Source organism: Reyranella aquatilis (assembly GCF_020880995.1).
Classification (GTDB): domain Bacteria; phylum Pseudomonadota; class Alphaproteobacteria; order Reyranellales; family Reyranellaceae; genus Reyranella; species Reyranella aquatilis.
Map to the genome: position 1 here is coordinate 61,444 of NZ_JAJISD010000007.1, position 24,362 is coordinate 85,805.

Sequence of the window (24,362 nt, forward strand, 5' to 3'; positions counted from 1 at the left end):
GGCCGGCACCGTCTATCACGGGCTTGGGAGGGCGCCATGATCCGATCCCCCGCCATTGTGCTCTTGCTCGTCGGCTTGCTTCCCGGCTGTGCCTCGTTCTCGCCCGATGGCGGCATGAGCGAAGTGGCGCGGGGCGTCGGCCGGGAGACCGGCCCCGGCGTTGGCAAGAACGTCGTCAAGATCACTAGTGTCGAGCAGGCGCAGCAGGCGAAGGAACAAGTCGCGGCCCTGCTGGCTGCACCCCTCTCGGCCGATGCGGCAGTGCAGGTGGCGCTGCTCAACAACCGCGACCTGCAGGCTGCCTATAACGACTTGGGTATCTCCGAAGCAGCATACGTCCAGGCCAGCCTGCCGCCCAACCCGGGGATCTCGCTGATGAATATTGGCGGCACGGGGGTGGCAAATTTCGAGCTGAGGATGATTGGAGACATCCTCAGCTTGTTCACCCTGCCGCGCCGGACGGCAATCGCCGCTGATCAGTTTGCCCGTGCTCGGCAACAGGCGGTGGCAGCTACGCTGACCCTTGCGACGGACACACGCCGGGCCTACATCCGCGCGGTCGCCGCCCAGCAGCAGGTCGGCTTCCTGGACCAGGCGCGCAGCACGGTCGACGCGGCCGTAAGGCTGAATATGCAGCTTGGTCAAGCCGGCGGCGGCGACCAGCTCGATCAGGCCGAACTGGCCGCCTTCTATGCCGAATTGAGCGCGCGCATGGCCCAGGCCCGGCTCACGGCGCGCCGCGAGCGCGAGACGCTGATTCGGTTGATGGGTCTGTGGGGCGGCGACACCTCCTTTAGCCTGCCCGCCGAGCTACCGCCTCTGCCGGGCGAACCCGAATCGAAGGCGGCTGTGGAGGTCGAAGCCATCAACCGCAGGGTCGACCTGACCTTGGCGCGCTACGACGTCGCCGCGCTGGCCAAATCCCTGTCGCTCACGGAAGCCACCCGCTACGTCTCGATGCTGCAACTGGCTGGCATCTACAACAACGAGTCGCCCAACATGCTGACCAACAGCAATACCGCGATCAACCGCGGCGGCGCCCAGCTCGACCTCCAGCTTCCGATCTTCGATACCGGCGAAGCCCGCACGCGGACAGCGCAGGAGACCTACATGCGGGCGCTGAATCGGCTGGCTGCGAAGGCCGTCAATGCCCGGTCCGAGGCGCGGATCGCCTACGACACCTATCGCGGTACCTATGACATCGCCCGTTTCTGGCGCGACCGGGTCTTGCCGCTACGCCAGACGGTCTCCCGCGAGGTGTCATTGCGGTACACTAATGGTGTGCTGGCCAGTGAGGGGCTGCGCGTCGATCTGTTCCGGTTCTTCGTTGACGCGCGCGTGCGCATCGGCGCCACCGCCTCAGCGCTGGACGCCCGACGTGACTTCTATCTGGCTGCGGCCGATCTGCAGGCCGCTCTGTCTATTGGCGCCGGCGGCTCGGCAGCAAGCGAGCCAGCAGCATCAATATCAATTCCGATGCAGTGAAACCATGAGAACAACTCTTCCCCACTAATCCGTCGCCGTGCAGTGCTCTCGGCGCCTTGACCTCAGGCTAGCGGCGGCGCCAACCGCACCCAACGTTCCGGCACGGACCTGCGGCGAACCAAGTTTGGGCACATGGCGATGGTGGCCTCGGGCCAATCCTCCGGTTGCGCGAAGGGGAGCCTGTCAGAATTGTAGTCGACGGCAAACTCAAGCAGAGCAGCCACGGTGGCGCGGCATGCGGTCACTGATCGACATGGCAGGTGGTTTTGTCACGATCGCGCGCCACCGAGGCGGCTTTGCCGGGCTCTGATGTCCGCAGGCCATCGGCTCTTGATATAAGCCAAGATTGCCGCAATCTCTCGATCCGAGAGCGTGTCTCCGAAGGCCGGCATATCGGTTGGGTATCCCTCCGGATATGCCGCGGCACCGCGCTGGATGACGAGCACTAGAAAGGCATCCGAATGATGCCACGTATGCCCGCTTGCGTCATGCGGGGGGGCAGGAAGCCGGCCATTGGGAAGGCGCCGCTGCCAGTCCGGTTGTCCCTCGAGAGCGGTTCCGTGGCAACTCGCGCAGGCCGTCGCGTAGAGCTGCTTGCCGAGTGCCACCTGGTTGCTGTCGCTGGGATCGATACGGACCGGCTCCTTCCAAAGGAGCACGAAACCACTCGCCGTGAGAACGATCACGAGCATCGCGCTTCCAAACCCGATCCTCCACCAGTCGCGGCGCGGCGTGGCAAACAATCGTCTACCCATCGATCGATTCCCTGGCGGTCGTGCCTTCGTCCTCCTGCCGTGGCTTCGGCTGCAGGCGGCAGTCCGCGTCCACGCACACGATGGCAAGGACCCGGCCCGACCCTCGGCAAGTCACCTCGTAGGCGGTGACCAACGGTGACAGTGCCGTCTGCTTGACTGTGCCGGGTACGCAAGCCTGCTTGACCAGTATCGCCTGCAACTCGCGATCGTCGGCGACTGCCGACGACCCTCCAATGCCTATCAAGGCGGCCAGGCAGACGACGGAGCCTACCATCTCTTGTTTCATCGGTGCGCCGTCAGTGCCCTTTGCCTATCTTGGTGACAGTGATGGCACCATTGACGCGATCAGCCTCGAACTCGATCTTGTCCCCGGCGTTCACCTTTTCGAGCATGGCGGGATCAGCGACGCGGAACACCATGGTCATGGCGTCCATATCGAGATTCTTTATGGGGCCATGCTTCAGGGTGATCTTTCCCGCAGACTTGTCCACCTTGACGACCTCAGCCTTCACCATGTTGCCATCGGCCCATGCCGGAACCGAGAACAGGATCGCAGTCAGTACGATTGTGATGATATTCCTGAACATCTGATGCTCCTTCAGTTGCGTTGGCTCACTCGACGACGATGGTGCCGAACATGCCGGCCTGGCGGTGTCCGGGAATGAGGCAAGAGAAGTCGAAAGTGCCTGCCTTCGTAAATTGCCAGAGGATCTCCCCGGTCGCCTTGGGCTTCAAACGTTTCGCATTCGGATCGTCGTGCTCCATGTCCGGGTTTTTCTCCATGTCCTTCATGTGCTTCAGGTTCTCCTCAACCGTTCCGACGACGAACTCGTGGTCGATGGCGCCGTTGTTGCGAAGCTGGAAGCGGACTTGCTCCCCCTTCTTGAACTTGAGTTTGTCGGGCAGGAACAACATCTTTCCATCGTCCTCGCGGAAGACGATCTGAACGATGCGCGCTGGCTTCTTAGGATCACCCGGCTTACCGTAGGGCGTGTCATCCGCATGCGAATGTCCTTCGCCTGGCTTGTGTCCGGGCGCGGCGATGGCTGTTCCGGTGAGCAGGATTGCGGCGATCGAAGAAATGAAGAACGTCCGAGCTTTCATATTTGCCTCCTGGGTTAAACTACTTGTGGGAGCCGTGTGAGGACGGCTTGACGACGCGCACCGGTGCGCTGCCGGGCTTCGCGAGCGGCGTCGGGGCCGGCGCGCGGGTGGCTTCGGGCTTCGGCCCCTTCCATTCCCATGCGACGGTGCCAGGTGGGTTTTGGTACCAGCCGGGGTCCTTGTAGTCGCCCGATTGCAGGCCCTCGCGCACCTTCACGACCGAGAACATGCCGCCCATCTCGACAGCGCCGAACTGCGCGAAGCCGGTCATCATCGGCAGCGTGTTGTCGGGGAGCTGCATCTCCATCTCGCCCATGTCGGCCATGCCGGCGCTTCCCATCGGCATGTAGTCCGGCACCAGCCGCTTCATCTGTTTGGCAAACTGCTTCTTGTCGACCCCGATGAAGGTACGGAGGTCGTGCCCCATCGCATTCATCGTATGGTGCGACTTGTGGCAGTGGATCGCCCAGTCGCCGGGATAGATCGCGTCGAACTCGTAGGCGCGCATCGCGCCCACCGGGATGTCGATCGTGACCTCCGGCCAGCGCGCCTCGGGCCGCACCCAGCCACCGTCCGTGCAGGTCACCTCGAAGTCGTAGCCGTGCATGTGGATCGGATGGTTGGTCATGGTGAGGTTGCCGACCCTCACCCGCACGCGATCACCCTTGGCGATCACCAAGGGATCGATGCCGGGGAAGACGCGGCTGTTCCAGGTCCACATGTTGAAGGCGGTCATCTCCGCGACCTTGGGCACGTAGTTGCCGGGGTCGATATCGTAGGACGAGAGGAGGAAGACGAAGTCGCGATCGACTCGATGCAGCTTGGGATCGCGGGGATGGACGACGAAGAAGCCCATCATGCCCATGGCCATCTGGACCATCTCGTCGGCGTGCGGGTGGTACATGAAGGTCCCACTTTTCATGAGCTGATACTCATACACGAAGGTTTGGCCTGGCTTGATGTGCGGTTGATTGAGGCCACCAACACCGTCCATGCCGGAAGGCAGGAGCTGGCCATGCCAGTGAATGGTCGTGTGCTCGGGTAGGCGATTGGTGACAAAGATACGGACCTTGTCGCCTTCAACCGCCTCGATCGTGGGGCCAGGGCTCTGTCCATTGTAGCCCCACAGTCGGGCGATCATGCCGGGCGCCATTTCGCGCTCAACCGGCTCGGCAACCAGATGGAACTCTTTCCAGTCCCCGTTCTGCCGCCAGGGTAGCGTCCAACCGTTCAGCGTCACGACAGGCTGATAGTCCGGTCCACTTGTCGGATATAGTGGCGGCTGCATCGTGTTAGTCGTGGTTGTCGGCGCTTCCGGAATTGACTGGGCCTGGACGCGACCGCTAACGGCGGCAGCGCCGAGGAGGGCAAGGCCCGATGCTCCGACGAGATCGCGTCTGGAGATGCTCATGTGATTCTCCTCTTCTAAAGTCCCAGAGGAACGGTTTCGGGAGGTGGAGTCGTGTTGATGACGCCGGACGGCGGAACGGTGCCGCCAACAATCAAAGCAGCCTGCAGGTCGGCGACGGCGAGGTGGTAGTCGCGTAACGCATCGAGCGAGGCGATGTTGGCCGTGATTCGCTCGCGCTCCTCGATCAGCAGCTCGAAAACGTCGATGAGCATGCCGTTGTAACGGAGGAGAACCTCAGACGAAATTTGGCGTCGAAGCGGTAGGATGCGCGACTGGTAGAATCGCGCGATATCGTAGGTCGCGCGATAGGTCGTGTAAGCAACTCGCGCTTCCGAGCGGGCGTTAACGGAACGCTCAATAAGTCTGTTGACGGCGCGCATATAGATTTCGCGCGCCGTGACCACACGAGCTTCACCCGTGTCAAAGATAGGGATCACGAGGCCTAGCTCGAGACCATACCTGTTCTTTGACGTCTGTTCGCCCGCATCATTGGTTTCCACTTCGTTTCTGAAGCCGAGACCAAGTTCCAGAAACGACATGTAGCGGGTGGCGTTGACGAATTTTGCCGATTTCGCAAGCGTCACGATCTCGTAGCGAAGAATGATGAGGTCGACGCGCCGCTTCATCGCCTCGACTTCAACGTCCGCCAAAGCATCAGCGGCGGCGGGCAAGGCCGGAAGACGAGCCGGCAACTTATAGCTGAGATCACTTCCCCAAATGCCCAACATCCGATTTAAAGCTTCACGTGTGGTACTGACGCTCAGTCGCGCTTGGGCCACCTGGGCGCTCAGGTCGGCATAAAAGGCGGTGACGCGCGCTTGGTCGAGCTTGTTGGCGGCACCTGTTTCGCCAAGCTGCTTCATCATCTGGGCAGAAGCATCGGCGGTCTGCCGGGCCTGCTCCAGCAGGGCGAGGCGCTGCTGGGCAGCAATCGCCTTGATGTAAGTCCGACGTACGTCAATCGTCAGGCTGAGTGTCGTCGCGACCGCGCGGTAGCGCGCTTCTTCGAATTCGCGCTTCGCAATCTCAGTCTTTCTCGGCAGCGTCGCGAACGCGAGCAAGTTCCCGACGAGCTGAAAGCCGAATTCAACGAAGTTGCCTGTACCGAAGGAACGGCCCACGGTGATGGCCGGATTTGGGGGCAGGCTGGTCTGGACATACTCAGCCTCCGACACTCCAAGATCGTTGTAGGCCGCCTGTAGCCCGCGATTATTGAGCAGCGCAATCTGTACGGCCGTATCTTCGGTCAGGGGCTCCGACAGCAAGGCCTGTACGCGCTCGCGTGCGCGACGCATATCTTCGGGTGACGAAAGCTTGACCGCATCACGGCCAATTTCCTTCCGAATGCTGTCGGTGACTGGCGCCATGCCGCCATCGTCCGTGAACTTTGCGCAGCCCGCGGCCAGCAAGCTTACGCATGCAATGGCGGCAGTTCTTGTGATGATCTTCATTGTGACCGACCCCCGCCGGGAGCGACGCGATCATTGAGCTCCCGCCAGGGCTTCAGCCCGACAGGCATGTGGGAAGCAGTGCCGGACAACACCGGCTGGTAGGGCGTGGCGACGGTCGGAGCATCCGAGCTGGACGCATCGGTAGGCGACAACTCGGGCAATGGCGGCGCGGCGCAGGAAGCCACTCCCAGCGCGAGCACGGCTAGAACCAAGGATTTCATGATGACGACCCAGACGGAATTGACGTGAACGCGACGGACGGAGCATCGCCACGGGCCGCGGCGACCTCTTTGCGTTCACGCAAGTCAGGTGTCGTGAGGTGTTGAGCCTCTCACAGGCTCTCGACCGGACACGCGCCTATGGCGCGAACGCGGTCAGACGAGTCTGGGTGGGCGTTCGGAACGATCGCCGCAACGGCCTTCAAGCATATCGCTCAGCGCGGCGAAAAGGGGCGACACCACTCTGGGGCCAATCCACGGGTCGATCGCAGGAGCAGCCATGGCAGCATGGCATGCAACAGTGCAGCAACTTCCGGTGTGTTTCGCGGGGTTGCCGGCCGGGCATGGATCTTCGCTGCGCTCGACGAACGCATGATTCCCTTCCGCTAGTTCGGCACGACCCGCTGCGATATCTTTATGCTGGGAAGCCGCTGGCAGCGATGAGACCGATTCTGATGAAGATCGCGTATCCACGCCCGCATGACCGCCGTGAGCAGATGCAACACCCGCAGCGAGCACCCATGCCGCCAGCGCAAGCAAAACTGCCTGTGCAAGCTTTCTTAGAGAAAGAGCGGCGATCATGGGGATTTAAATGAACAGGGACCGATGAGTTGTCAATTGGCAGAATGGCGAGCGGTCAGCGGCGCCTACTGTCGAGGACTTCAAGGATCTCTTCGATCTTATTCATCCTGTCCTTCTCCGAGCCTGCATGGAAGGCGTGGGCCACACAATGTTGCAGATGGTCAGCAAGCGTCTCCTGCTCGACCTTGTTCAGCGCGGCGCGCACGGCGCGGACCTGCGTCAGCACGTCGATGCAGTACCGCTCCTCCTCAATCATTCGGGCGATCCCGCGCACCTGCCCCTCTATGCGGCTGAGCCGGGCGAGCTGAGATTTCTTTAATTTGGCGTCCATGGCTTGAACCGTACCCCTGTAGGGTATAAATGGCAAGCCATGAAACACGATTGCTGCAGCGGCGGACACGCCGACCATCAGGGCCACGCCCATTCCCGGCCCACCGCGACGGACCCCGTGTGCGGCATGACGGTGAACGTCGCGACGGCCAAGCACACCACCGTGCATGAAGGCCAGACCTATTACTTCTGCAACCCGAAGTGCCTGCAGAAGTTCGAGGCGGAGCCGGCCCGCTATCTCAAGCCAGGAGACGAGACGCCCGCCACCCCCGTAGCGCCCGGCACGATTTTCACCTGCCCCATGCATCCAGAAATCCGTCAGGTCGGGCCGGGGAGCTGCCCGATCTGCGGCATGGCGCTGGAACCCGCAGAGGTCTCGCTCGACGATGGCCCGAACCATGAGCTTATCGACATGTCGCGGCGCATGTGGATTGGCCTGGCTTTCAGCCTGCCCATCGTAGCGCTCGAAATGGGCGGACACCTCACGTCGCTTCACATGTTGCTCGATCAGAAGACTTCCAACTGGATTCAGCTGGTCCTGGCCACGCCGGTCGTGTTGTGGGCCGGCTGGCCCTTCTTCGTGCGTGGCTGGCAGTCCCTGGTCACACGCAACCTCAACATGTTCACGCTGATTGCCGTCGGCACCGGTGTGGCCTGGATCTACAGCGTCGTGGCCGTCCTCGCGCCAGGTCTGTTCCCGGCCGCCTTTCGGGGCAGCGATGGTTCAGTGGCGGTGTACTTCGAGGCCGCGGCCGTCATCACAGTCCTCGTCCTGCTAGGCCAAGTGCTCGAGCTCCGCGCACGCGCGCAGACCTCCGGCGCCATCAAGGCCCTGCTTGATCTCGCCCCCAAGACCGCGCAACGGCTCAAGGAGGACGGTAGCGACGAGACTGTGTCGCTAGACGTCATCTCGGTCGGTGATCGCCTGCGTGTCAGGCCGGGCGAGAAGGTGCCCGTGGACGGCGAGGTGCTGAGCGGCCGGTCGGCGATCGACGAGTCGATGGTCACCGGCGAATCCATGCCCGTCACCAAGGAGACGGGTGCAAGCCTGATCGCCGGCACTCTCAATTCGACGGGCGCCTTGGTCATGCGCGCGGACAAGGTGGGCCGCGACACGATGCTCGCCCGCATCGTCCAGATGGTGGCCGAAGCTCAACGCAGTCGCGCGCCGATCCAGAGGCTGGCCGACCAGGTCTCTGGATACTTCGTGCCCGTCGTGATCGCCATCTCGATTACAGCCTTCATCGCCTGGTCCCTGTTCGGACCAGAACCGCGACTTGCCTTCGGGCTCGTCGCCGCAGTCGCCGTTCTGATCATCGCATGCCCCTGCGCGCTCGGCCTTGCAACCCCCATGTCGATCATGGTCGGCGTCGGGCGCGGTGCGCAGGCAGGCGTCTTGATCAAAAACGCGGAAGCATTGGAGCGCATGGAGCGCGTGGATACGCTGGTGGTCGACAAGACCGGAACTTTAACGGAGGGCAAGCCGAAGGTGGTGGCCATCGTCCCTGCCAAGGAGTTCACGGAGGTCGCGGTCCTGACGCTGGCAGCAAGTGCCGAGAGGGCCAGCGAGCATCCGCTTGCCCTAGCGATCGTCAAGGAAGCTGCCGACCGAAAGATTGCGTTGTCTGAGGTGAGCGAGTTCGACTCGCCGACCGGCAAGGGCGTGACCGGCACGGTTGACGGTCGCAAACTAGTGCTTGGCAACGCAAAGTTCCTAGCGGAGTTCGGCGTCAGTCCGGACAGTCTGCAGGAAGAAGCGGAGCGTCTCCGGCTCGAGGGCGCAACCGCGATCTTCCTTGCAGTGGATGGAGCCCCGGCGGCTGTCTTTGCCATTGCCGATCCAGTGAAGCCGACAACGCCCGAGGCGATCCGCGCCCTTACCGCTGAGAACATCCGGGTCGTCATGCTGACCGGAGACAACCGCACCACGGCGGAAGCCGTCGCGCGCCGGCTCGGCATTGCCGAGGTCGAAGCGGACGTGCTTCCCGAACAGAAGAGCGCGATCATCGAGAAGTTGCGGGCCGAAGGCCGCGTCGTCGCCATGGCTGGCGACGGCGTCAATGACGCGCCTGCCCTGGCTGCGGCAGATGTCGGAATCGCGATGGGAACCGGCACGGACGTTGCAATCGAGAGTGCTGGCGTGACGCTGCTCAAGGGCGACCTGATGGGCATCGTGCGGGCCAGACGCTTGTCCGAAGCAACGATGCGCAACATCCGCCAGAATCTCTTCTTTGCCTTCGTCTACAATGCAGCCGGCATCCCGATCGCCGCAGGCGTACTCTACCCCTCTTTCGGCATCCTCCTGTCGCCGATCATCGCAGCGGCTGCCATGGCGCTGTCCTCCTTCAGCGTCATCGCAAACGCCTTGCGGTTGAGAGCCTTTCGGCTTTAACTCCTTTGTTCGCGCAAGCTACCAATGAAACCGGCGTCTCGTGGGAGGAACGCCGGTGGCGCCGCGAGATGCGGTCCGCGTGGTTGCGGCTGCTGGTTTTCGTCGTCCTCGTGCTTAACCTTATGGCCAATAGGCACGGCGAAAGCGTACTCGTCCATATTCAAGTTATCGGCTGGTACGTAATTGCGACCGCTGTTGCGTTGGTGTTGGCCTGGAAACGACGGGGGCCGGGCTGGTCGACGGCAGTCTTCGTTGTCATTGATGCGCTGTTGGTAGTGGCCCTCTTTCACGAACATCTGTTTGCACCCGGCCAAACGTTCGATCACAGCTTAACTGCCCCTTCCCTTGCGATCGGCTTTCTGTTGCTGACGCACACAGCCTTGCGATTGCGACCAGATCTTGTTCTCCTGTTCTCCACCGTCGTGCTGACGGGCTGGCTATCGCTACTCGCCATCACCCTCTTTGTGCACGCTCACCTGCATCCGATGGCGGCCAGCGAATGGTCCTTGTTTGGTGCCGAGGGCGCGCTCGCGGCGGCTTTCGCATTCGCCGCCTTCGTCTGTTACCTGCTGACAAAGGAGCATAGCGCGATTCTTGCCGAGGCTGTGGCAAGTGAAAGACGGCGCCAAATGCTGGCTCGGTTTTTTTCCCCCAGCGTAGTCGCGGAACTCCAGAACAATGCCACCGGCCTTGCTCTCGCCCGGCGACGCGCAGTGATAATGTTCGTCGATCTTCGCTCCTTCACCCGGCTTAGCGAAACGGCCAAGCCTGAGGCGATTGCCGAGCTTCTGTCGGAATACCGGCAACGGGTAACCGAAGCGGTATTCAAGTACGGGGGCACCATCGACAAGTTCATCGGTGACGGCGTCATGGCGGTGTTCGGTCATCCCAAAGCCGGGCCAGACGATTCGGCAAGCGCCGTGAAATGCGGCCTGGAACTGAGCGCGTCGCTTGAGCAATGGACCAAGGAGCGACTAGGGCTTGGCAAGACCGCCATCGACGCCGGGATCGGTCTGCATGCAGGGGCCGTAATCGGTGGCGTTCTTGAAAGTGGTGGGCACGCCGAATTCACTGTTTTTGGCGACGCAGTCAACGTTGCTGAACGCCTGGAGCGGCTGTGCCGGCCGCTGCAGGCTGCGCTCGTCGTTTCGCAAGACGTCCTGCAGGATGTGCCTGGCTTCAACGCCAGCGCCAACTGGAAATGGAAGGATGCTGCGGAACTCGAAGGAAGGCGCGGCAAACTAAAACTCGCGTATCTCCCGCGCTGTTAGACCTTGCTGAGCGCCAGAGCTCTTGGGTGGTCACCCTTCAGCTCCGGCTCGAAGGCCTGCTATCGCGGCGCTTCGCCGAGTTGTTCGTCAGTTCCGAGGCCTTCGTGTCTGGCAAGCTAATGGGCTTACTTGCCCACGCGCTGAAGCCTGGCCAAAAGGCAACGCCTTGATATTCTGCTTTTCTTCGGCCGCGCCGGAAACTGCTGGGCGGCGTGCGGGTCGCGAGACTCGCGGCCCTGCCGCACGGCGGACTTGCCGTCCTTCTGGTTCTGCCGCCGGCAGGGTCATCAGTCCGCTGGCTGACTGCCCGGCGCAGCACCTGGGGCTCTATGTCATCCTGGCACTGCGCGGCCTGAGGCCGCGCGAGATCACGCATCTCTTAACAATGGACTTAACACGGGCAGCGAGGATCTGCAGGCGTCGCGATCGATGCTCGCTGTCGCCATGGAACTGCTGCCCCGTCCGCTGACAATCATCGTCGTGGGCTCGGCGGTCCTCTTTCGCTGAGGCCTTCGCCAAAGACTTTTCGTTCCCCCCTCATCGCCACTCAACATTCTGGATGCTCGGTGATGCTCTAACCAGATTGAAATTGCTGCATATTGCAGACGCACACCATCGTTCGGGAATTGGCTGAGATTGCACGGATGTATGTTGAGGGAAATCACTAAGGCAGGTTTCACCCTTTAGGAAGAGCCTCGCAGGACGCCCGGCACTTTCCTGCTCAAATTCTGCAACAGGCACGTGGTCGGAACATGAACCTCGATCTAAGTTCGTTGCGCAGTGTAATTGCTGCTGCCGAGCACGGAAGCTTTCGGCAAGCTGCGACAGCCCTCAACCTCAAACAATCGGCACTCAGCCGGCGGATTCGGCACCTAGAAGAGCAAGTCGGTTTCCCTTTGTTCGAGCGATCGAGTGGTGGAGTACGCCTCACGCCGGCTGGTGCGAGCATGACTCACGCGGCTCGCCGCCTGTTTGACGAAATCGATCACATGGTCACAGCGTCGCGGTTGGCCGACTGTGGAGAAGCAGGCGTACTCAAGGCAGGCTTTGGAACAGCCGTGTCCACAAACAAGGTACGCACGGTGCTGGCGGAGCATATTAAGTCATTTCCAGGCATTGGCATACAGGTCACCGAACGCTCCGCGGCTCTACTGGCTACCGCACTCACAGCGGGCGACATAGATGTCGCCATCGTCGCCGGACAGGCGCGACAACATAGTGGACCTTCAATGTCGCTATGGTCGGAGCGCATTGTTGCGGCGCTATCTTCGCGGCACCCTCTTTCGAACAGTGAGGTCATCGATTGGAACGACCTCAAAGACGAGACCTTTCTTCTCAGCCAGTGGGATCCGGGTTTGGATCTGCGCAATCTGATCCTCAAGAAGCTCGCCGCGCCAGGCGATGCTCCCAAAATAGAAGCCTGGGACGTCAGCAATGAGAAGATTCTCGGGATGATGGAAGCAGGGCTTCATGTCAGCATTCATTGCGAATCGTGGACCAGTCTTGGCTATCCCGGCGTCCGCTTTCGCGAGCTTCGCGATGCTTCAGGTCCCAGCCATATCACCTTCACGGCATGCTGGGAGGAGCAAAATAGGAATCCAGCTCTCGTCCGGTTCCTAGAAACGCTGCGGCAAGCACACTATCCAACCAGCCTCACCTAGCGTCTACTTTTGCCAAAGCTTTCGCCGAACGTCGGGCTTTGGCAAAGACTCGATCAGCCGACATGAACCGGGCCAACATCGGTCCCACGAGCTTGGCCGGATCGATCGTCTGCCCTGTTTCCCGGCCGAGCGTCTCCGCGTAGACGACGAGATCCCGGTGGATGGCCGCCGGCAAGTCCACCGTCAGCTTCACTGGCTTCTCGTCCAGAATGGCACCGAGCTTGAGCTTGGACATGACGTTTCTCCTATCCCCGATAAGGCTGAAGCACGAGATCGCGGGTCACGATGACCCGTACTGGATAACCGGGGCGGATCGTGAGGATTGGCTGGATGTTGAGGTTCCGCCGTACCACTTGCTGCCCAGCCTGGTTCAGCGTGTCGCCCGCACCCCGGCGCAGAGCGCGGACGATATCGCTATCGTTCTGATCCGAGCCCAGCTCGGTGCCCACCGCCAAGATGGTGGAAAGAAGCGCGGCTTTGAACAGGGATCCCCAGTGGTGGTCGACATCGTCTTCCAGCCCGGCCTGCCCGGTGGAATCGGCCCCGGGCTGTCGTTCGAGCAAGATCGAATAGCCATTTGGCAGAAGCAGCCGTGTCCAGACCAGAAGAAGACGCGACTGACCAAAGGTAACCTGGCTGTCGTAGACGCCGATCAGTCGCGCCCCTTGAGGAATCAGCAATGCGCCACCCGTCGGCGTGTCATAGACGTTTTCCGTCACCTGCGCGGTGATCTGCCCCGGAAGGTCGGACCGTAGGCCGGTGACGAGAGCCGCAGGAATGACGGCTCCAGCTTGCAGCACGAACGGTGAAGCAGGCCGCGCCAGACGATCGGGACTGGTCGTTTTCCGATCAACGGGCGCATTCATGAAAGCGAGCTTGCGGTCCTGTCCGTTTTGTATCGAAGCCTCATCGGCGGATGACGGCATTGCCGATGTTGATGGCTGGGACGAGGGAATGTTTCCGGCAGCAGGCTGTGTCTGGCGATTGCCTGGCGCGAACAGGCGACTGACGCGAGCCGCTTCCGTCTCCTGAGCCCGACGCTGCTGCTCGGCGTCAGGCGATGGCGGGACGGGCTGGCCCTGAGCTGCCACGATCGGTCGGCCGAGATCGCCCGGCAGCGGCGGCCCGAGTGGCGGGACATCCCGGGGAACTCCGGTGTAGTCCCGCGGCAGCGCCGCAAGACCATCGGCCACGCGAGGCCGGTCGGTGGTGTAGAGTTCTTGCGGCGTGACGCCACGCAGCCGGTCTCCCTGCAAAGCCCACAGTACGGCGCCACAGATCAAGATCAGGCCCAGTGCCGTTCCGCCAATCAGCACACTGCGCGATAGGCGGGTGACGCGAGGCCCCTCGGATCGCAGCCTGAAAGATTGAGCAGTTGTCGAGATTGTGGAATCCGACTGGTTCTGATCGGTCATCGTTGCTGCCTTCCGTCCGTGCGGACAATCCGGACGATCTGCTGGCTCTCGCCGCCCAGCCGCAACTCGGCCGCGGCAAACAGGCGGTCGACGATCAGGACGTTGCCGTATGCACGGGAGTTGACGAGCTCCGGCTTGCCGTCCGCGCCGACGACGAAGAGAGGTGGCATCTCCCCCTGAACGATGCCGGGCGAGAACTCGACATAGACCTTGCGCCCATCGTCGTAGGCGTTGACCGGACGCCAGGGCGGCTTGTCACCCTCGATCGAGTATCGATACCGGCGCTGGGCGATCTCAGGGAGAACCGGCACTGGCGGCAGAGCGCGCAGGCTCTTGCCTCGGCTCTCCGGATAGAACCAGGCAACCGAGGGCATATAAGGTCGCTCATGGGCCCGCAGCTCGATGAGATAGGTACGTCGGTCGGTGTTGACCACGAGGTTGGTTTCGATGGCAGGCCGGGTTGGCTTGACCAGGATGTGCACGCGACGCGTATCGCCGTTACCGCTTTCCGTATCGCCAATAATCCAGCGTACCGTGTCGCCGGCGGCCACCGGGCCTGACCCGGTGAGTTGCTCGCCAGGCTCCAGGGCAATGTCGGTGATCTGTCCGGGAGCGACGTAGACCTGATAGAGGGCTCCCGGGCTATACGGGAACACCTGCACGGCGTTGAAATAGCCCTCGCGGCGCGGCTCCACCCGCGCGGCGCCATTGGCAGCCTCGACGCGTGCCACCGGGTCCCTTGCATCACCCGGTCCTCCGCGCGCCGGCGTCCAGGCCGGGGGAATGTGCAGAGGCTGCGGCGGTGCATCCTCGGTGAAAGCGGATGACACAGGGAGCGGCGGCACGCTCTCGTCGTAACTGATCTGAGGCGGCTTGGTGGACGCGCATCCCGTAACCGCCAGCAAGGAGACGAAAATGGCTGGCCGCATGCGGTGGTACCTCATTGTGCGAGCTCCTTCGACCAGTTGATGGCATTTACGAAGACGCCGAGTGGATTCTTGCGCAGACGATCGGCGTCTCGCGGCGTTTCGATCACGATGGTGAGGATGGCGGTCCAGCGCTCGGTGGCCGCGAGCTGGCCGCTTTCGTAGCGACGCTCGGTCCAGGCCACCCGGAAACTGTCGGGCGATGCCCTGATGACGCTCGAGACCTCGACAGAGATCTGCATCTTGCCGAGCTTGGCGAAAGGGTCGGCGCGGCGCGCATAGTCGTTGAGGGCCGTGGCGCCGCGGTCCGTCGTGAAGTCGTATGCCCGTAGCCAGCCCTGACGGAGCACGACCGCGTCAGATGGCAGCCCGCGCACGTCCTCGATGAACCGCGCAAGATGAAAGGCGATCTGCGGATCGGTGGGTTGATAGGAGGGATCGGCCGGCGCGATCGCCTGTGCCTGGCCAAGCCTGTCGACTTGGACGACCCAAGGCGTGATCGTGCCCCTCGCCGCTTGCCAGACGAGCCCACCGGCGAGACCGGCGGCCAGCCCCAGGCAGCCAAACGCCACCAGGCGCCAGTTCCTGGCCTGCACACGTGCAGACCCGATCCGGTCGTCCCAGACTTGCGCAGCCTTCTGGTAGGGCGTCTCCGGCACGGGTGTGTGGCCGTAACGGACGGACGAACGCTTGAACATCAATGGTTCCCTTCAGAAAGATCGATGGAGGAGCCGCCACCACCGTGATCGCCGGACCGGATGGCATGCGTGGTGGCGGAAGCGCCGTGACTTGCGGCCTGACTCCGCCTCATGCGCCGCGCCCAGGCGGGCGGCGCGTCCGGCGAAGCCGCCGCAGTGCCGGCATCGGCACCGCCGGAAGCGGCGCGCCCGCCGGCTTCGAAGCTGCTCGAAACGCTTTCTGACGCCCGGCGGAGCGGGCTCGACGCGGCGGATGCGCCAGCCGTGGTCACGCCGGACAGACCACCGGCGCGATAGGCAGTCGCGGCGCCCCCTGCCAGAGCCGCAGAGCCTCGGGCGGCCGCGCCCGCGGCACCGGCCAGCGCACTCGCGCCGCCCGTCGCCAGGGCGCCACCTGCGGCGGCAAGCCCGCCGGCCGCCAGCCCGGTCCCCACCGCCGCACCGGCACCCAGTTGGGGGCCGCCCGAGACGATGCCGTTGGCGATGCCCGGCCCGAAGATACCGAGACCCAGCAGGGCCAGGGAGGCCAGCACGAGCGCCATGGCGTCTTCGATTGAAGGCTGGGCCCCAGCGCCTGAAGTGAACTGAGAGAAGAGCGTCGAGCCGATCCCGACGATGACTGCCAGCACCAGCACCTTCACGCCGGAGGAAACGACGTTGCCCAGCACCCGCTCGGCCAGGAACGCCGTCTTGCTGAAGAGTCCGAAGGGAATGAGCACAAAGCCGGCGAGCGTCGTCAGCTTGAACTCGATCAGGGTGATGAAGAGCTGAACGGCAAGAATGAAAAAGGCCAGCAGCACCACGACCCAGGCGAACAGCAGCACCACGATCTGGATGAAGTTCTCGAAGAAGCTGATGTAGCCCATCAGTCCTGAAATCGACTCCAGGAGGGGGCGTCCGGCATCAAGCCCCACTTGGGCGACCCGCCCCGGTCGGAGAAAGTCCGCCGCCGACAGACTCGTACCGGAGGCCTTCAGGCCAAGGCCGGCGAAGCTCTCAAATATGATGCGGGCGAGGCTGTTCCAGTTGCCGATGAGGTAGGCAAAGACCCCGATGAACAGGGTCTTCTTAACGAGCCTGGCGATAATATCTTCGTCCCGGCCCCAGGCCCAGAACAGCGCGGCCAGCGTCAGGTCGATCGCGGCAAGGGTGGCCGCGAGGAAACCCACTTCGCTGCCCAGCAACCCGAAGCCGCTGTCGATGTAGCTCGTAAAGACTGCGAGGAACCGGTCGATAACGCCAGTGCCGCCCATCGGCTTTCACTCCTTGCCTTCTGCCCACACGACAGCCTCATTCAGGAAACATGCGAACGGTCGACGGCTGGTAGCCGGTGTTGGGCGCAAGGAAGCGTCGAAGCTGCTCCCTCGCCTGGTCCTGGGCCGCCACGCGCGCCGCCGCCTCGAGGCTCTGTGCCCGGCCCTGCGCAGCGACCGCCGCCGTGAGATCGGCGAGCTGCTGCGCCTGAAGCGCGATGAGCTGGTTGCCGGCTTGCGCCGCCTCCAGTGCCCCGGCCGCGCCCTGGCTGGCATCAATCAAGGCGGACATTTCTGAGCGGTTGGTTTCGAGGTTACCGACGACCGTCGCCTGGATGCGCAGGGCATCCTGCAGGCCCGCGACGGAGTTTTCCCAACGCGTCCGGGCACTGGCGATCAGCGATTGGTCCGACTGGGTGGCCGACGCAGGCGCATAGGTCGTCGAGAACGCCCGATCGATCTGCTGGACGTCGTAGGCAATGTTCTGCGCCTGACCCAGGAGTTGCTGGGTCCGCCCGATCGACTGCTGCAGCTGCTGTAAGGAGGAGTACGGCAGGCTCGTAAGATTGCGGGCCTGGTTGATCAGCATCTGCGCTTCGTTCTGCAGCGACAGGATCTGGTTGTTGACCTGCTCGAGCGTGCGCGCCGCGGTCAGGAGATTCTGCAAATAATTGCTGGGATCGAACACTGTCATCTGCGCCGAGGCTGGCAACGCACTGCCGGAGAAGGCGAGGATGGCCGCAAGCGCAACACTGCAACGGCGAATGGAAGTCATGAAGATTCTCCTGTGCTGAGGTCGGGGATGAGATCGGCAGCCCAGGGCACGGCCCGCGCCTGAAGCCAGCCGGCAAGGAAAGCCTCTCGGCCGTGCTCGCCCAGCACGCGTTCGAGGAGGGCCTGGTCGGCCTTCGACGAGGCCGCCGTGAGGGCAAGCGTCACTGCGCCAAGGCCAAGCTCGAACAGGCGATTGCCGCGGCGGGACTGGCAGTAGTAGTCGCGCTTGGGCGTCGCCCGAGCGAGAATCTCTATCTGACGATCATTGAGACCGAAGCGGCGATAAATCTCCGTGATCTGCGGCTCGATGGCTCGCTCGTTTGGCAGAAAGACCCGAGTCGGGCAGCTCTCGATGATAGCCGGCGCAATGGCGGAGTCATCGATGTCAGAAAGAGACTGCGTCGCGAAGACGACAGAGGCGTTCTTCTTGCGCAAGGTCTTCAACCACTCACGCAGCTGGTCCGAGAAATCCTCGTCATCCAGGGCGAGCCAGCCCTCGTCGACGATCAGCAGGGTCGGGCTGCCGTCGAGACGTGCCTCGATTCGATGGAAGAGATAGGCGAGCACGGCAGCCGCGGCACCTGTTCCGATGAGCCCCTCGGTTTCGAAGACCTGTACCGACGTGCTGCCGAGCCGTTCGGCCTCTGCATCCAGCAGGCGGCCATAGGCACCTCCCAAGCAGTAGGGCTGGAGGGCCCGCTTGAGGGCGGTTGCCTGCAACAGCACCGACAGCCCCGTCAGGGTGCGCTCTTCGACAGGCGCCGATGCCAGCGACCCGAGGGCCGACCACAGATGGTCCTTCACTTCGGGCGTGAGGACGATCTTCTCGCGGGCCAGGAGTGCTGCAATCCAGTCTGTCGCCCAGCCACGCTCTGCGACATCGTGGATGCCCGCCAGCGGTTGGAGGGCTACGGGATTCCCTTCCTCCTCTCCCAGCGCGCTGCCGAGATCGTGCCAATCTCCTCCCATCGCGAGCGCAGCGGCACGGATGGAACCGCCAAAGTCGAAGGCGAACACCTGCGCCTTGTCGTAGCGCCGGAACTGCAACGCCATTAGGGCCAGGAGCACGGACTTGCCGGAGCCCGTCGGGCCGACCACGAGCGTATGGCCGACATCGCCGACATGAAGCGAGAAGCGGAAGGGCGTCGCCCCCTCGGTCCTGCCAAAGAACAGCGGCGGCGCACGGAAGTGCTCGTCGGTCGCGGGTCCGGCCCAGACCGCCGACAGCGGGATCATGTGCGCCAAGTTCAGCGTCGAGACCGGCGGCTGGCGCACATTGGCGTAGGCATGCCCCGGAAGTGAGCCCAGCCACGCATCGACGGCATTGACCCTCTCCACCATGCAGGTGAAGTCGCGGCTCTGGATCACCTTTTCGACGAGGCGCAGCCGCTCGTCGGCGACGCGCGGATCCTCGTCCCATACCGTGACGGTAACAGTGCAGTAGGCCGCGCCGACGGCGTCCGAGCCGAGCTCCTGCAGGGCAGCATCGGCGTCGGTCGCCTTGTTGTGCGCATCGGTGTCGACGAGCGTCGTCGCCTCGTTGGTCATCACCTCCTTGAGGATGGCCGCAATGGACTTCCTCTTGGCGAACCACTGACGGCGGATTCGCGTCAGAAGCCGCGTGGCGTCTGTCTTGTCGAGCAGTATCGCCCGCGTCGACCAGCGATAGGCGAAGGCCAGACGATTGAGTTCTTCGAGCAGCCCCGGCGTGGTCGTACCGGGGAAACCGACAATCGTGAGTATCCGCAGATGGCTGTCGCCAAGCTTAGGCTCGAGGCCGCCGGTCAGGGGCTGATCGGCCAGCAGCCCGTCCAGATACATTGGCACTTCCGGCACGCGCACGCTCTGACGCCGGGTGGAGATGCAGGAATGCAGGTAAGTCAGCGTCTCTGCGTCGTCGAGCCAGCGGCACTCGGGCATGAAACCGTCGAGAAGATGCAGCACACGGTCCGTCCGGTCGATGAAGCCTGCCAGGATCTCACGAGCATCCGCTCCCGCAGCGCGGTGGCGGCCTTCATAGAAGAAGCGCTCGGCACCAGCAGATTCCCAGGCGGGTGGGAGATACAGAAACGTCAGGTAGTAGGCCGATTCGTAATGCGTCCCCTCTTCCTCGAAGGCCGCCTTTCGCTCAGCGTCGACCAGCGCCGATGCCGCGTCCGGAAACCTTCCCTCCGGGTAGATACTGGCAGGCTGCCGCTGCGCTTCGACGAACAGCGCCCAGCCCGATCCAAGCCGACGCAGGACATTGTTCAACCGTCCCGCGACGCCGACCAGCTCTGCCGGCACCGCCGAATCGAGGTCGGGGCCGCGGAACCGCGCGGTCCGCTGGAAAGAGCCGTCCTTGTTCAGGACGATGCCGGGAGCGACGAGCGCTGCCCACGGCAAGAAATCGGCGAGGCGCGTGGCCGAGTTCCGGTATTCGGCGAGATTCATCATGACAGTCCCCTCAGACGCCGAGCCGGCCCGGGATGCGCAGGTGGCGACGCACCACCTCGACGAAGAGCGGGTCGCGCTTGGCCGCCCAGACGGCCACACCGTGACCGACAAGCCAGATCAGCAGGCCGGCGACCCAGAGGCGCAGTCCCAGGCTGATGGCCGCCGCCAGAGTGCCGTTGAGGATCGCGATCGAGCGCGGCGCGCCGCCCAGCAGGATCGGCTCGCTGAGGGCGCGGTGGAGCGGCACCACGAAGCCGGGAACGGGCTCGGTCATCAGACCAGGACCCCCCCGCCGAACGAAAAAAAGGAGAGGAAGAAACTCGAGGCGGCAAAGGCGATCGAAATGCCGAACACGATCTGGATCAGGCGACGAAATCCACCGGAGCTGTCGCCGAACGCCAGGGTGAGACCGGTGACGATGATGATGATCACCGCGACGATCTTGGCGACCGGTCCTTCCACCGATTGCAGGACCTGCTGCAATGGCTGCTCCCAGGGCATGCTTGAGCCCGCCGCATAGGCTGCCGACGAGTAGATCGCCATGCTCAATGACGAGATCGCGGCCGTTCCTACGGCACGACGGAGGATTGGGCGATTCATTGACGTTCTCCTGCAGGTGAGAGGGCGTAGTCCGAGTTGGCGCCGAGGCCCTCGACGCGGGCGAGTTCCGTCAGCCGACGGGCGCTCCCCCGACCGGACAGCACGGCGATGATGTCGATCGTCTCTGCAATCAGGGCGCGGGGCACCGTGACGACGGCTTCCTGGATAAGCTGCTCGAGACGCCGCAACGCCCCGATCGCCGATCCGGCGTGGATGGTGCCGATGCCGCCGGGATGGCCGGTGCCCCAGGCCTTCAGAAGGTCGAGCGCCTCGGCGCCCCGGACCTCGCCGATCGGGATGCGGTCGGGCCGCAGCCGCAGGGACGAACGCACCAGCTCGGACAACGACGCCACACCGTCCTTCGTGCGCAAGGCGACGAGGTTGGCGGCGCGGCATTGCAGTTCGCGGGTATCCTCGATCAGCACCACCCGATCGGTCGTCTTTGCCACCTCGGCGAGGAGCGCGTTGGCGAGCGTCGTCTTGCCGGTCGAAGTGCCACCGGCCACGAGAATGTTGCGACGGTCGGCAACCGCCCGCCGGAGTGCCTCGGCCTCGTCCATCGTCATGGTGCCTGCCCCGGCGTAATCGTCGAGGGTGAAGACGGCGACCGCGGGCTTGCGGATCGCGAAGGTGGGCGCCGCGACAACGGGCGGCAGCAGCCCCTCGAACCGCTCACCCGTCTCGGGCAACTCGGCCGATACGCGCGGACGGGCAGGATGGACCTCGGCGCCGACATGGTGGGCGACCAACCGCACGATGCGCTCACCTTCGGCGGCTGCCAGTCTCTCCTGCGTCTCGGCCAGGCCGGTCGTCAGTCGGTCGATCCAGAGCCGACCATCGGGGTTGAGCATCACCTCGACGACGGACGGATCTTCGAGCCATGTCGCGATTGCGGGTCCGAGCGCGGTGCGGAGCATGCGCGCGCCCCGAGAAATGACCTCTGCCTGAAAGGAATGAATCGTCATCGTCACCCCGGGATGCTGGGCCGCAAGCAGCGGCCATCGAACGGGGTCGATTAGAAGAAGCACCAACACGCTCGGCGCAATAACAACCGATGGATCGTAGTGCTCTGGCGTAGAAGGGCGTGCGAATGAGCGGGACTGCTAAACTGGCTCCTTGGGCGAGTCGCGTTCCGCACCCTCGTCTGGCCCGATGTCCCGCGAGATCTCATCGGAGAGCGTCCGTCCCTTCGCTAGGCGCCGGCCCAGAGCATCCACGAAACCTTCGTAGCGTTCGCGGCCCTTGGCTTGCGCGGCCTGCTGTGCGCCGTCAGGCAAAGACGGCGTAGTGGTCAGCCAAAAGCGCACGAAGAGCGCCAGCGCCTCGTTGGAGATCGTGACATCCCGTTCCAGACGCTCGACCTGTCGAACGAGCCGGTCCAAGCGACGGCCGAGCGCTCCCTCAAGTCTTTCGGAGGCATCCGGCGACAGGAACGAGGCGAGTGCGGTCTCCACGATATGGGCCTGCGGCACACGTTTGCGCGACGCATAGTCGGCAAGCTTCAGCCCCAAATCGGGTGGCAGGCGAAACGTATGCTTGGTGCGCATCTATCCACTCACAAGTCGATTCCATCGCCAGGATCCATCGTGGCCTGGCGGGCGAGCCCCCGAGCCGTCGCGCGCAAACGGCGAGCTCGCACCGCATCTTCGTCGGCTTCATCCTCGGCAAACTCGAACTCGGGCGACGGCGTGACGGGCTCGGCCGCGATGTCTTCATGCTCGGCAAGCTCCGGCTCTCGACGAATGCCGCCATTGGCGGGATCGTCGACGGGCTGCCCTCCCTGAAGACCGCCGGTTCCCTCTCCGCGTGCCGCCTGAACCGTTGGAAAAGCTTTGGCACTCCAATCATCCAGCGTGACGCCGGAATCTCCCAGCCGTTCTGGCTCTGGCGGTGGTAGCAGACGTTCTGTCAGCTGCCGGTCCTCGTAGTACCGCGCCTTCCTGGCGCGGATTGGCGGGCACCCAGAAACCAGGACCAGCTCGTCGCTCGCTGGCAGCTGCATGACCTCGCCAGGCGTCAACAACGGCCGCGCCGTCTCCTGCCGAGAAACCATGAGATGGCCTAGCCACGGGCTCAGCCGGTGCCCGGCATAGTTTCTGGCATCGCGAATTTCGGTCGCCGTGCCGAGCGCGTCCGAGACGCGCTTCGCGGTGCGCTCGTCGTTGGTGGCGAAGCACACACGGACATGGCAGTTGTCCAAGATGGCGTTGTTGGGACCGTAGGCCTTCTCGATCTGATTGAGCGACTGGGCGATGAGAAAGCCCTTCAATCCGTAACCGGCCATGAAAGCCAGTGCCGACTCGAAGAAGTCGAGGCGACCCAGAGCAGGAAACTCGTCGAGCATGAGCAGCAACCTGTGCCGCCGTCCCTTGGCGTGGAGCTCTTCGGTAAGTCGGCGGCCAATCTGGTTGAGCACGAGGCGCACCAGCGGTTTGGTCCGGCTGATGTCGGACGGCGGTACGACCAGGTAGAGGGTCGTCGGTCGCTCGTTCTCGACGAGATCGCGGATGCGCCAATCACAGCGACGCGTCACCTGGGCGACCACGGGGTCGCGGTATAGTCCGAGGAAGGACATGGCGGTCGAGAGTACGCCCGAGCGCTCGTTCTCGCTCTTGTTCAGCAGCTCCCGCGCGGCCGACGCGATGACCGGATGGACACCCACCTCGCCGAGGTGCGCCGTGGTCATCATTGCCCTGAGTGTCGTCTCGATCGGCTGCTTTGGGTCTGACAAAAATGCGGCAACTCCTGCCAACGTCTTGTCTTCACCGGCATACAGGACATGCAGGATCGCACCGACCAGAAGGGCGTGACTGGTCTTCTCCCAATGATTGCGCCGCTCCAGCGCGCCTTCGGGATCGACCAGAACATCGGCAATGTTCTGGACATCGCGGACTTCCCATTCGCCGCGACGCACCTCGAGCAACGGATTGTAGGCGGCCGACGCCGCATTAGTGGGATCGAACAGGAGCACGCGGCCGTGCCGAGACCGGAAGCCCGACGTCAGCTCCCAGTTCTCTCCCTTGATGTCGTGAACGATCGAGCTGCCCGGCCAGGTCAGCAAGGTCGGCACGACCAAACCGACGCCCTTGCCGCTTCGCGTCGGCGCAAAGCAGAGAACGTGTTCCGGTCCTTCATGCCGCAGGTAGTCGGCGCCGAGCTTGCCAAGCACCACGCCGTCCGGACCAATCAAGCCTGCATGGCGAGCCTCGACTGCAGTCGCCCAACGAGCTGAACCATAAGTCGCCACGTTCTTCGCTTCTCGCGCGCGCCACACCGACATGCCGATCGCGACCCCGATCGAAATAAAGCCACCCGAGGCCGCGATACAGGCGCCCTCCACGAAGATCGCGGGGGCATAGGCGTCGAAGGCGTACCACCACCAGAAGAAGGTTGGAGGAAAATAGATCGGTACCTGGGCGAGTTCGAACCATGGTGGCCCGAGCTGGGGCTGATAACCCAGCCGCCAGGCCGTCCATTGCGTGGATGCCCATACGGCTACGAGCACGATGGCGAAAACGAGGGTGATCTGCCCCCACAGGATCTTCGTCGCAGACATGACGAGGAGATCAAGCGGTCGCTTGCCATCCGTTCAATGCCGAC

At 63.4% G+C, this 24,362-nt stretch carries 23 protein-coding genes; 4 read left to right on the forward strand and 19 right to left on the reverse strand.

From position 1 onward, the window contains the following. Positions 1–36: 36 nt before the first annotated feature. Positions 37–1,485: a TolC family protein gene (locus LJ725_RS16590; protein WP_230551757.1), complete on the forward strand. Its 1,449-nt coding sequence runs from the start codon at positions 37–39 to the stop codon at positions 1,483–1,485. Positions 1,486–1,754: 269 nt separating this feature from the next. On the opposite strand, the gene LJ725_RS16595 is transcribed toward LJ725_RS16590, so the two are convergent. From LJ725_RS16595 to LJ725_RS16625, 7 genes are all read right to left on the reverse strand, one after another. Beyond that, the gene (locus tag LJ725_RS16595) at positions 1,755–2,240 is read right to left on the reverse strand and encodes a c-type cytochrome (protein WP_230551758.1); all 486 of its coding nucleotides are present in this window, start codon (positions 2,238–2,240) and stop codon (positions 1,755–1,757) included. A gap of 296 nt (positions 2,241–2,536) precedes the next feature. Then, complete coding sequence (locus LJ725_RS16600) at positions 2,537–2,827, reverse strand: copper-binding protein (RefSeq protein ID WP_230551759.1); 291 nt, start codon at positions 2,825–2,827, stop codon at positions 2,537–2,539. Positions 2,828–2,852: 25 nt separating this feature from the next. Further along, a complete protein-coding gene (locus tag LJ725_RS16605; protein WP_230551760.1) occupies positions 2,853–3,344 on the reverse strand; it encodes a cupredoxin domain-containing protein in 492 nt (163 codons plus the stop codon). 19 nt (positions 3,345–3,363) lie between these two features. Then, positions 3,364–4,755 carry a multicopper oxidase family protein gene (locus LJ725_RS16610; protein WP_230551761.1) on the reverse strand — a complete coding sequence of 464 codons (1,392 nt, stop codon included), beginning with the start codon at positions 4,753–4,755 and terminating at the stop codon, positions 3,364–3,366. A gap of 14 nt (positions 4,756–4,769) precedes the next feature. Next, positions 4,770–6,206, reverse strand: a complete 1,437-nt coding sequence (locus tag LJ725_RS16615) for a TolC family protein (RefSeq protein WP_230551762.1) — start codon at positions 6,204–6,206, stop codon at positions 4,770–4,772. 374 nt (positions 6,207–6,580) lie between these two features. After that, entirely contained in the window at positions 6,581–7,006 is a 426-nt protein-coding gene (locus LJ725_RS16620) for a hypothetical protein (RefSeq protein ID WP_230551763.1), read from the reverse strand. A gap of 55 nt (positions 7,007–7,061) precedes the next feature. Further along, on the reverse strand, positions 7,062–7,415 hold the full coding sequence (locus LJ725_RS16625) for a metal-sensitive transcriptional regulator (RefSeq protein WP_329958377.1): 354 nt from the start codon (positions 7,413–7,415) through the stop codon (positions 7,062–7,064). Here LJ725_RS16625 and LJ725_RS16630 point away from each other — a divergent pair. The 3 genes from LJ725_RS16630 to LJ725_RS16640 all read left to right on the forward strand — a co-directional run bounded on the left by LJ725_RS16630 (position 7,377) and on the right by LJ725_RS16640 (position 12,660). Beyond that, a complete protein-coding gene (locus LJ725_RS16630; protein WP_230551765.1) occupies positions 7,377–9,728 on the forward strand; it encodes a heavy metal translocating P-type ATPase in 2,352 nt (783 codons plus the stop codon). The two genes, LJ725_RS16625 and LJ725_RS16630, sit on opposite strands and share 39 nt — an antisense overlap. A gap of 83 nt (positions 9,729–9,811) precedes the next feature. Continuing rightward, positions 9,812–10,999 (forward strand): adenylate/guanylate cyclase domain-containing protein, encoded by a 1,188-nt coding sequence (locus LJ725_RS16635; RefSeq protein ID WP_230551766.1) that lies wholly within the window; start codon positions 9,812–9,814, stop codon positions 10,997–10,999. Positions 11,000–11,751: 752 nt separating this feature from the next. After that, the gene (locus LJ725_RS16640; protein ID WP_230551767.1) at positions 11,752–12,660 is read left to right on the forward strand and encodes a LysR family transcriptional regulator; all 909 of its coding nucleotides are present in this window, start codon (positions 11,752–11,754) and stop codon (positions 12,658–12,660) included. On the opposite strand, the gene LJ725_RS16645 is transcribed toward LJ725_RS16640, so the two are convergent. The 12 genes from LJ725_RS16645 to LJ725_RS16700 all read right to left on the reverse strand — a co-directional run bounded on the left by LJ725_RS16645 (position 12,653) and on the right by LJ725_RS16700 (position 24,318). Continuing rightward, positions 12,653–12,895: a DUF2274 domain-containing protein gene (locus LJ725_RS16645; protein ID WP_230551768.1), complete on the reverse strand. Its 243-nt coding sequence runs from the start codon at positions 12,893–12,895 to the stop codon at positions 12,653–12,655. The two genes, LJ725_RS16640 and LJ725_RS16645, sit on opposite strands and share 8 nt — an antisense overlap. A gap of 10 nt (positions 12,896–12,905) precedes the next feature. Further along, positions 12,906–14,075, reverse strand: coding sequence for a TrbI/VirB10 family protein (locus tag LJ725_RS16650; RefSeq protein WP_230551769.1), 1,170 nt, complete (start codon positions 14,073–14,075; stop codon positions 12,906–12,908). Further along, positions 14,072–15,019: a P-type conjugative transfer protein TrbG gene (gene trbG / locus LJ725_RS16655; protein ID WP_230551770.1), complete on the reverse strand. Its 948-nt coding sequence runs from the start codon at positions 15,017–15,019 to the stop codon at positions 14,072–14,074. Before trbG ends, LJ725_RS16650 begins: the two co-directional genes overlap by 4 nt. Next, a complete protein-coding gene (gene trbF / locus LJ725_RS16660) occupies positions 15,016–15,699 on the reverse strand; it encodes a conjugal transfer protein TrbF (protein WP_230551771.1) in 684 nt (227 codons plus the stop codon). Before trbF ends, trbG begins: the two co-directional genes overlap by 4 nt. Further along, positions 15,699–16,952, reverse strand: a complete 1,254-nt coding sequence (gene trbL / locus LJ725_RS16665; protein WP_230551772.1) for a P-type conjugative transfer protein TrbL — start codon at positions 16,950–16,952, stop codon at positions 15,699–15,701. The genes trbF and trbL overlap by 1 nt, the downstream gene beginning before the upstream one ends. 37 nt (positions 16,953–16,989) lie before the next feature. Next, positions 16,990–17,727 carry a P-type conjugative transfer protein TrbJ gene (gene trbJ, locus LJ725_RS16670; RefSeq protein ID WP_230551773.1) on the reverse strand — a complete coding sequence of 246 codons (738 nt, stop codon included), beginning with the start codon at positions 17,725–17,727 and terminating at the stop codon, positions 16,990–16,992. After that, complete coding sequence (trbE, locus tag LJ725_RS16675; protein WP_230551774.1) at positions 17,724–20,162, reverse strand: conjugal transfer protein TrbE; 2,439 nt, start codon at positions 20,160–20,162, stop codon at positions 17,724–17,726. The genes trbJ and trbE overlap by 4 nt, the downstream gene beginning before the upstream one ends. 10 nt (positions 20,163–20,172) lie before the next feature. Then, entirely contained in the window at positions 20,173–20,436 is a 264-nt protein-coding gene (locus LJ725_RS16680; RefSeq protein WP_230551775.1) for a VirB3 family type IV secretion system protein, read from the reverse strand. Further along, positions 20,436–20,705: a TrbC/VirB2 family protein gene (locus LJ725_RS16685; protein WP_230552050.1), complete on the reverse strand. Its 270-nt coding sequence runs from the start codon at positions 20,703–20,705 to the stop codon at positions 20,436–20,438. Before LJ725_RS16685 ends, LJ725_RS16680 begins: the two co-directional genes overlap by 1 nt. A gap of 53 nt (positions 20,706–20,758) precedes the next feature. After that, positions 20,759–21,727, reverse strand: coding sequence for a P-type conjugative transfer ATPase TrbB (gene trbB / locus LJ725_RS16690; RefSeq protein WP_230551776.1), 969 nt, complete (start codon positions 21,725–21,727; stop codon positions 20,759–20,761). 138 nt (positions 21,728–21,865) lie between these two features. Beyond that, positions 21,866–22,309 carry a CopG family transcriptional regulator gene (locus LJ725_RS16695; protein ID WP_230551777.1) on the reverse strand — a complete coding sequence of 148 codons (444 nt, stop codon included), beginning with the start codon at positions 22,307–22,309 and terminating at the stop codon, positions 21,866–21,868. A gap of 8 nt (positions 22,310–22,317) precedes the next feature. Then, on the reverse strand, positions 22,318–24,318 hold the full coding sequence (locus tag LJ725_RS16700; protein ID WP_230551778.1) for a conjugal transfer protein TraG: 2,001 nt from the start codon (positions 24,316–24,318) through the stop codon (positions 22,318–22,320). Between the last annotated feature and the right edge of the window lie 44 nt (positions 24,319–24,362).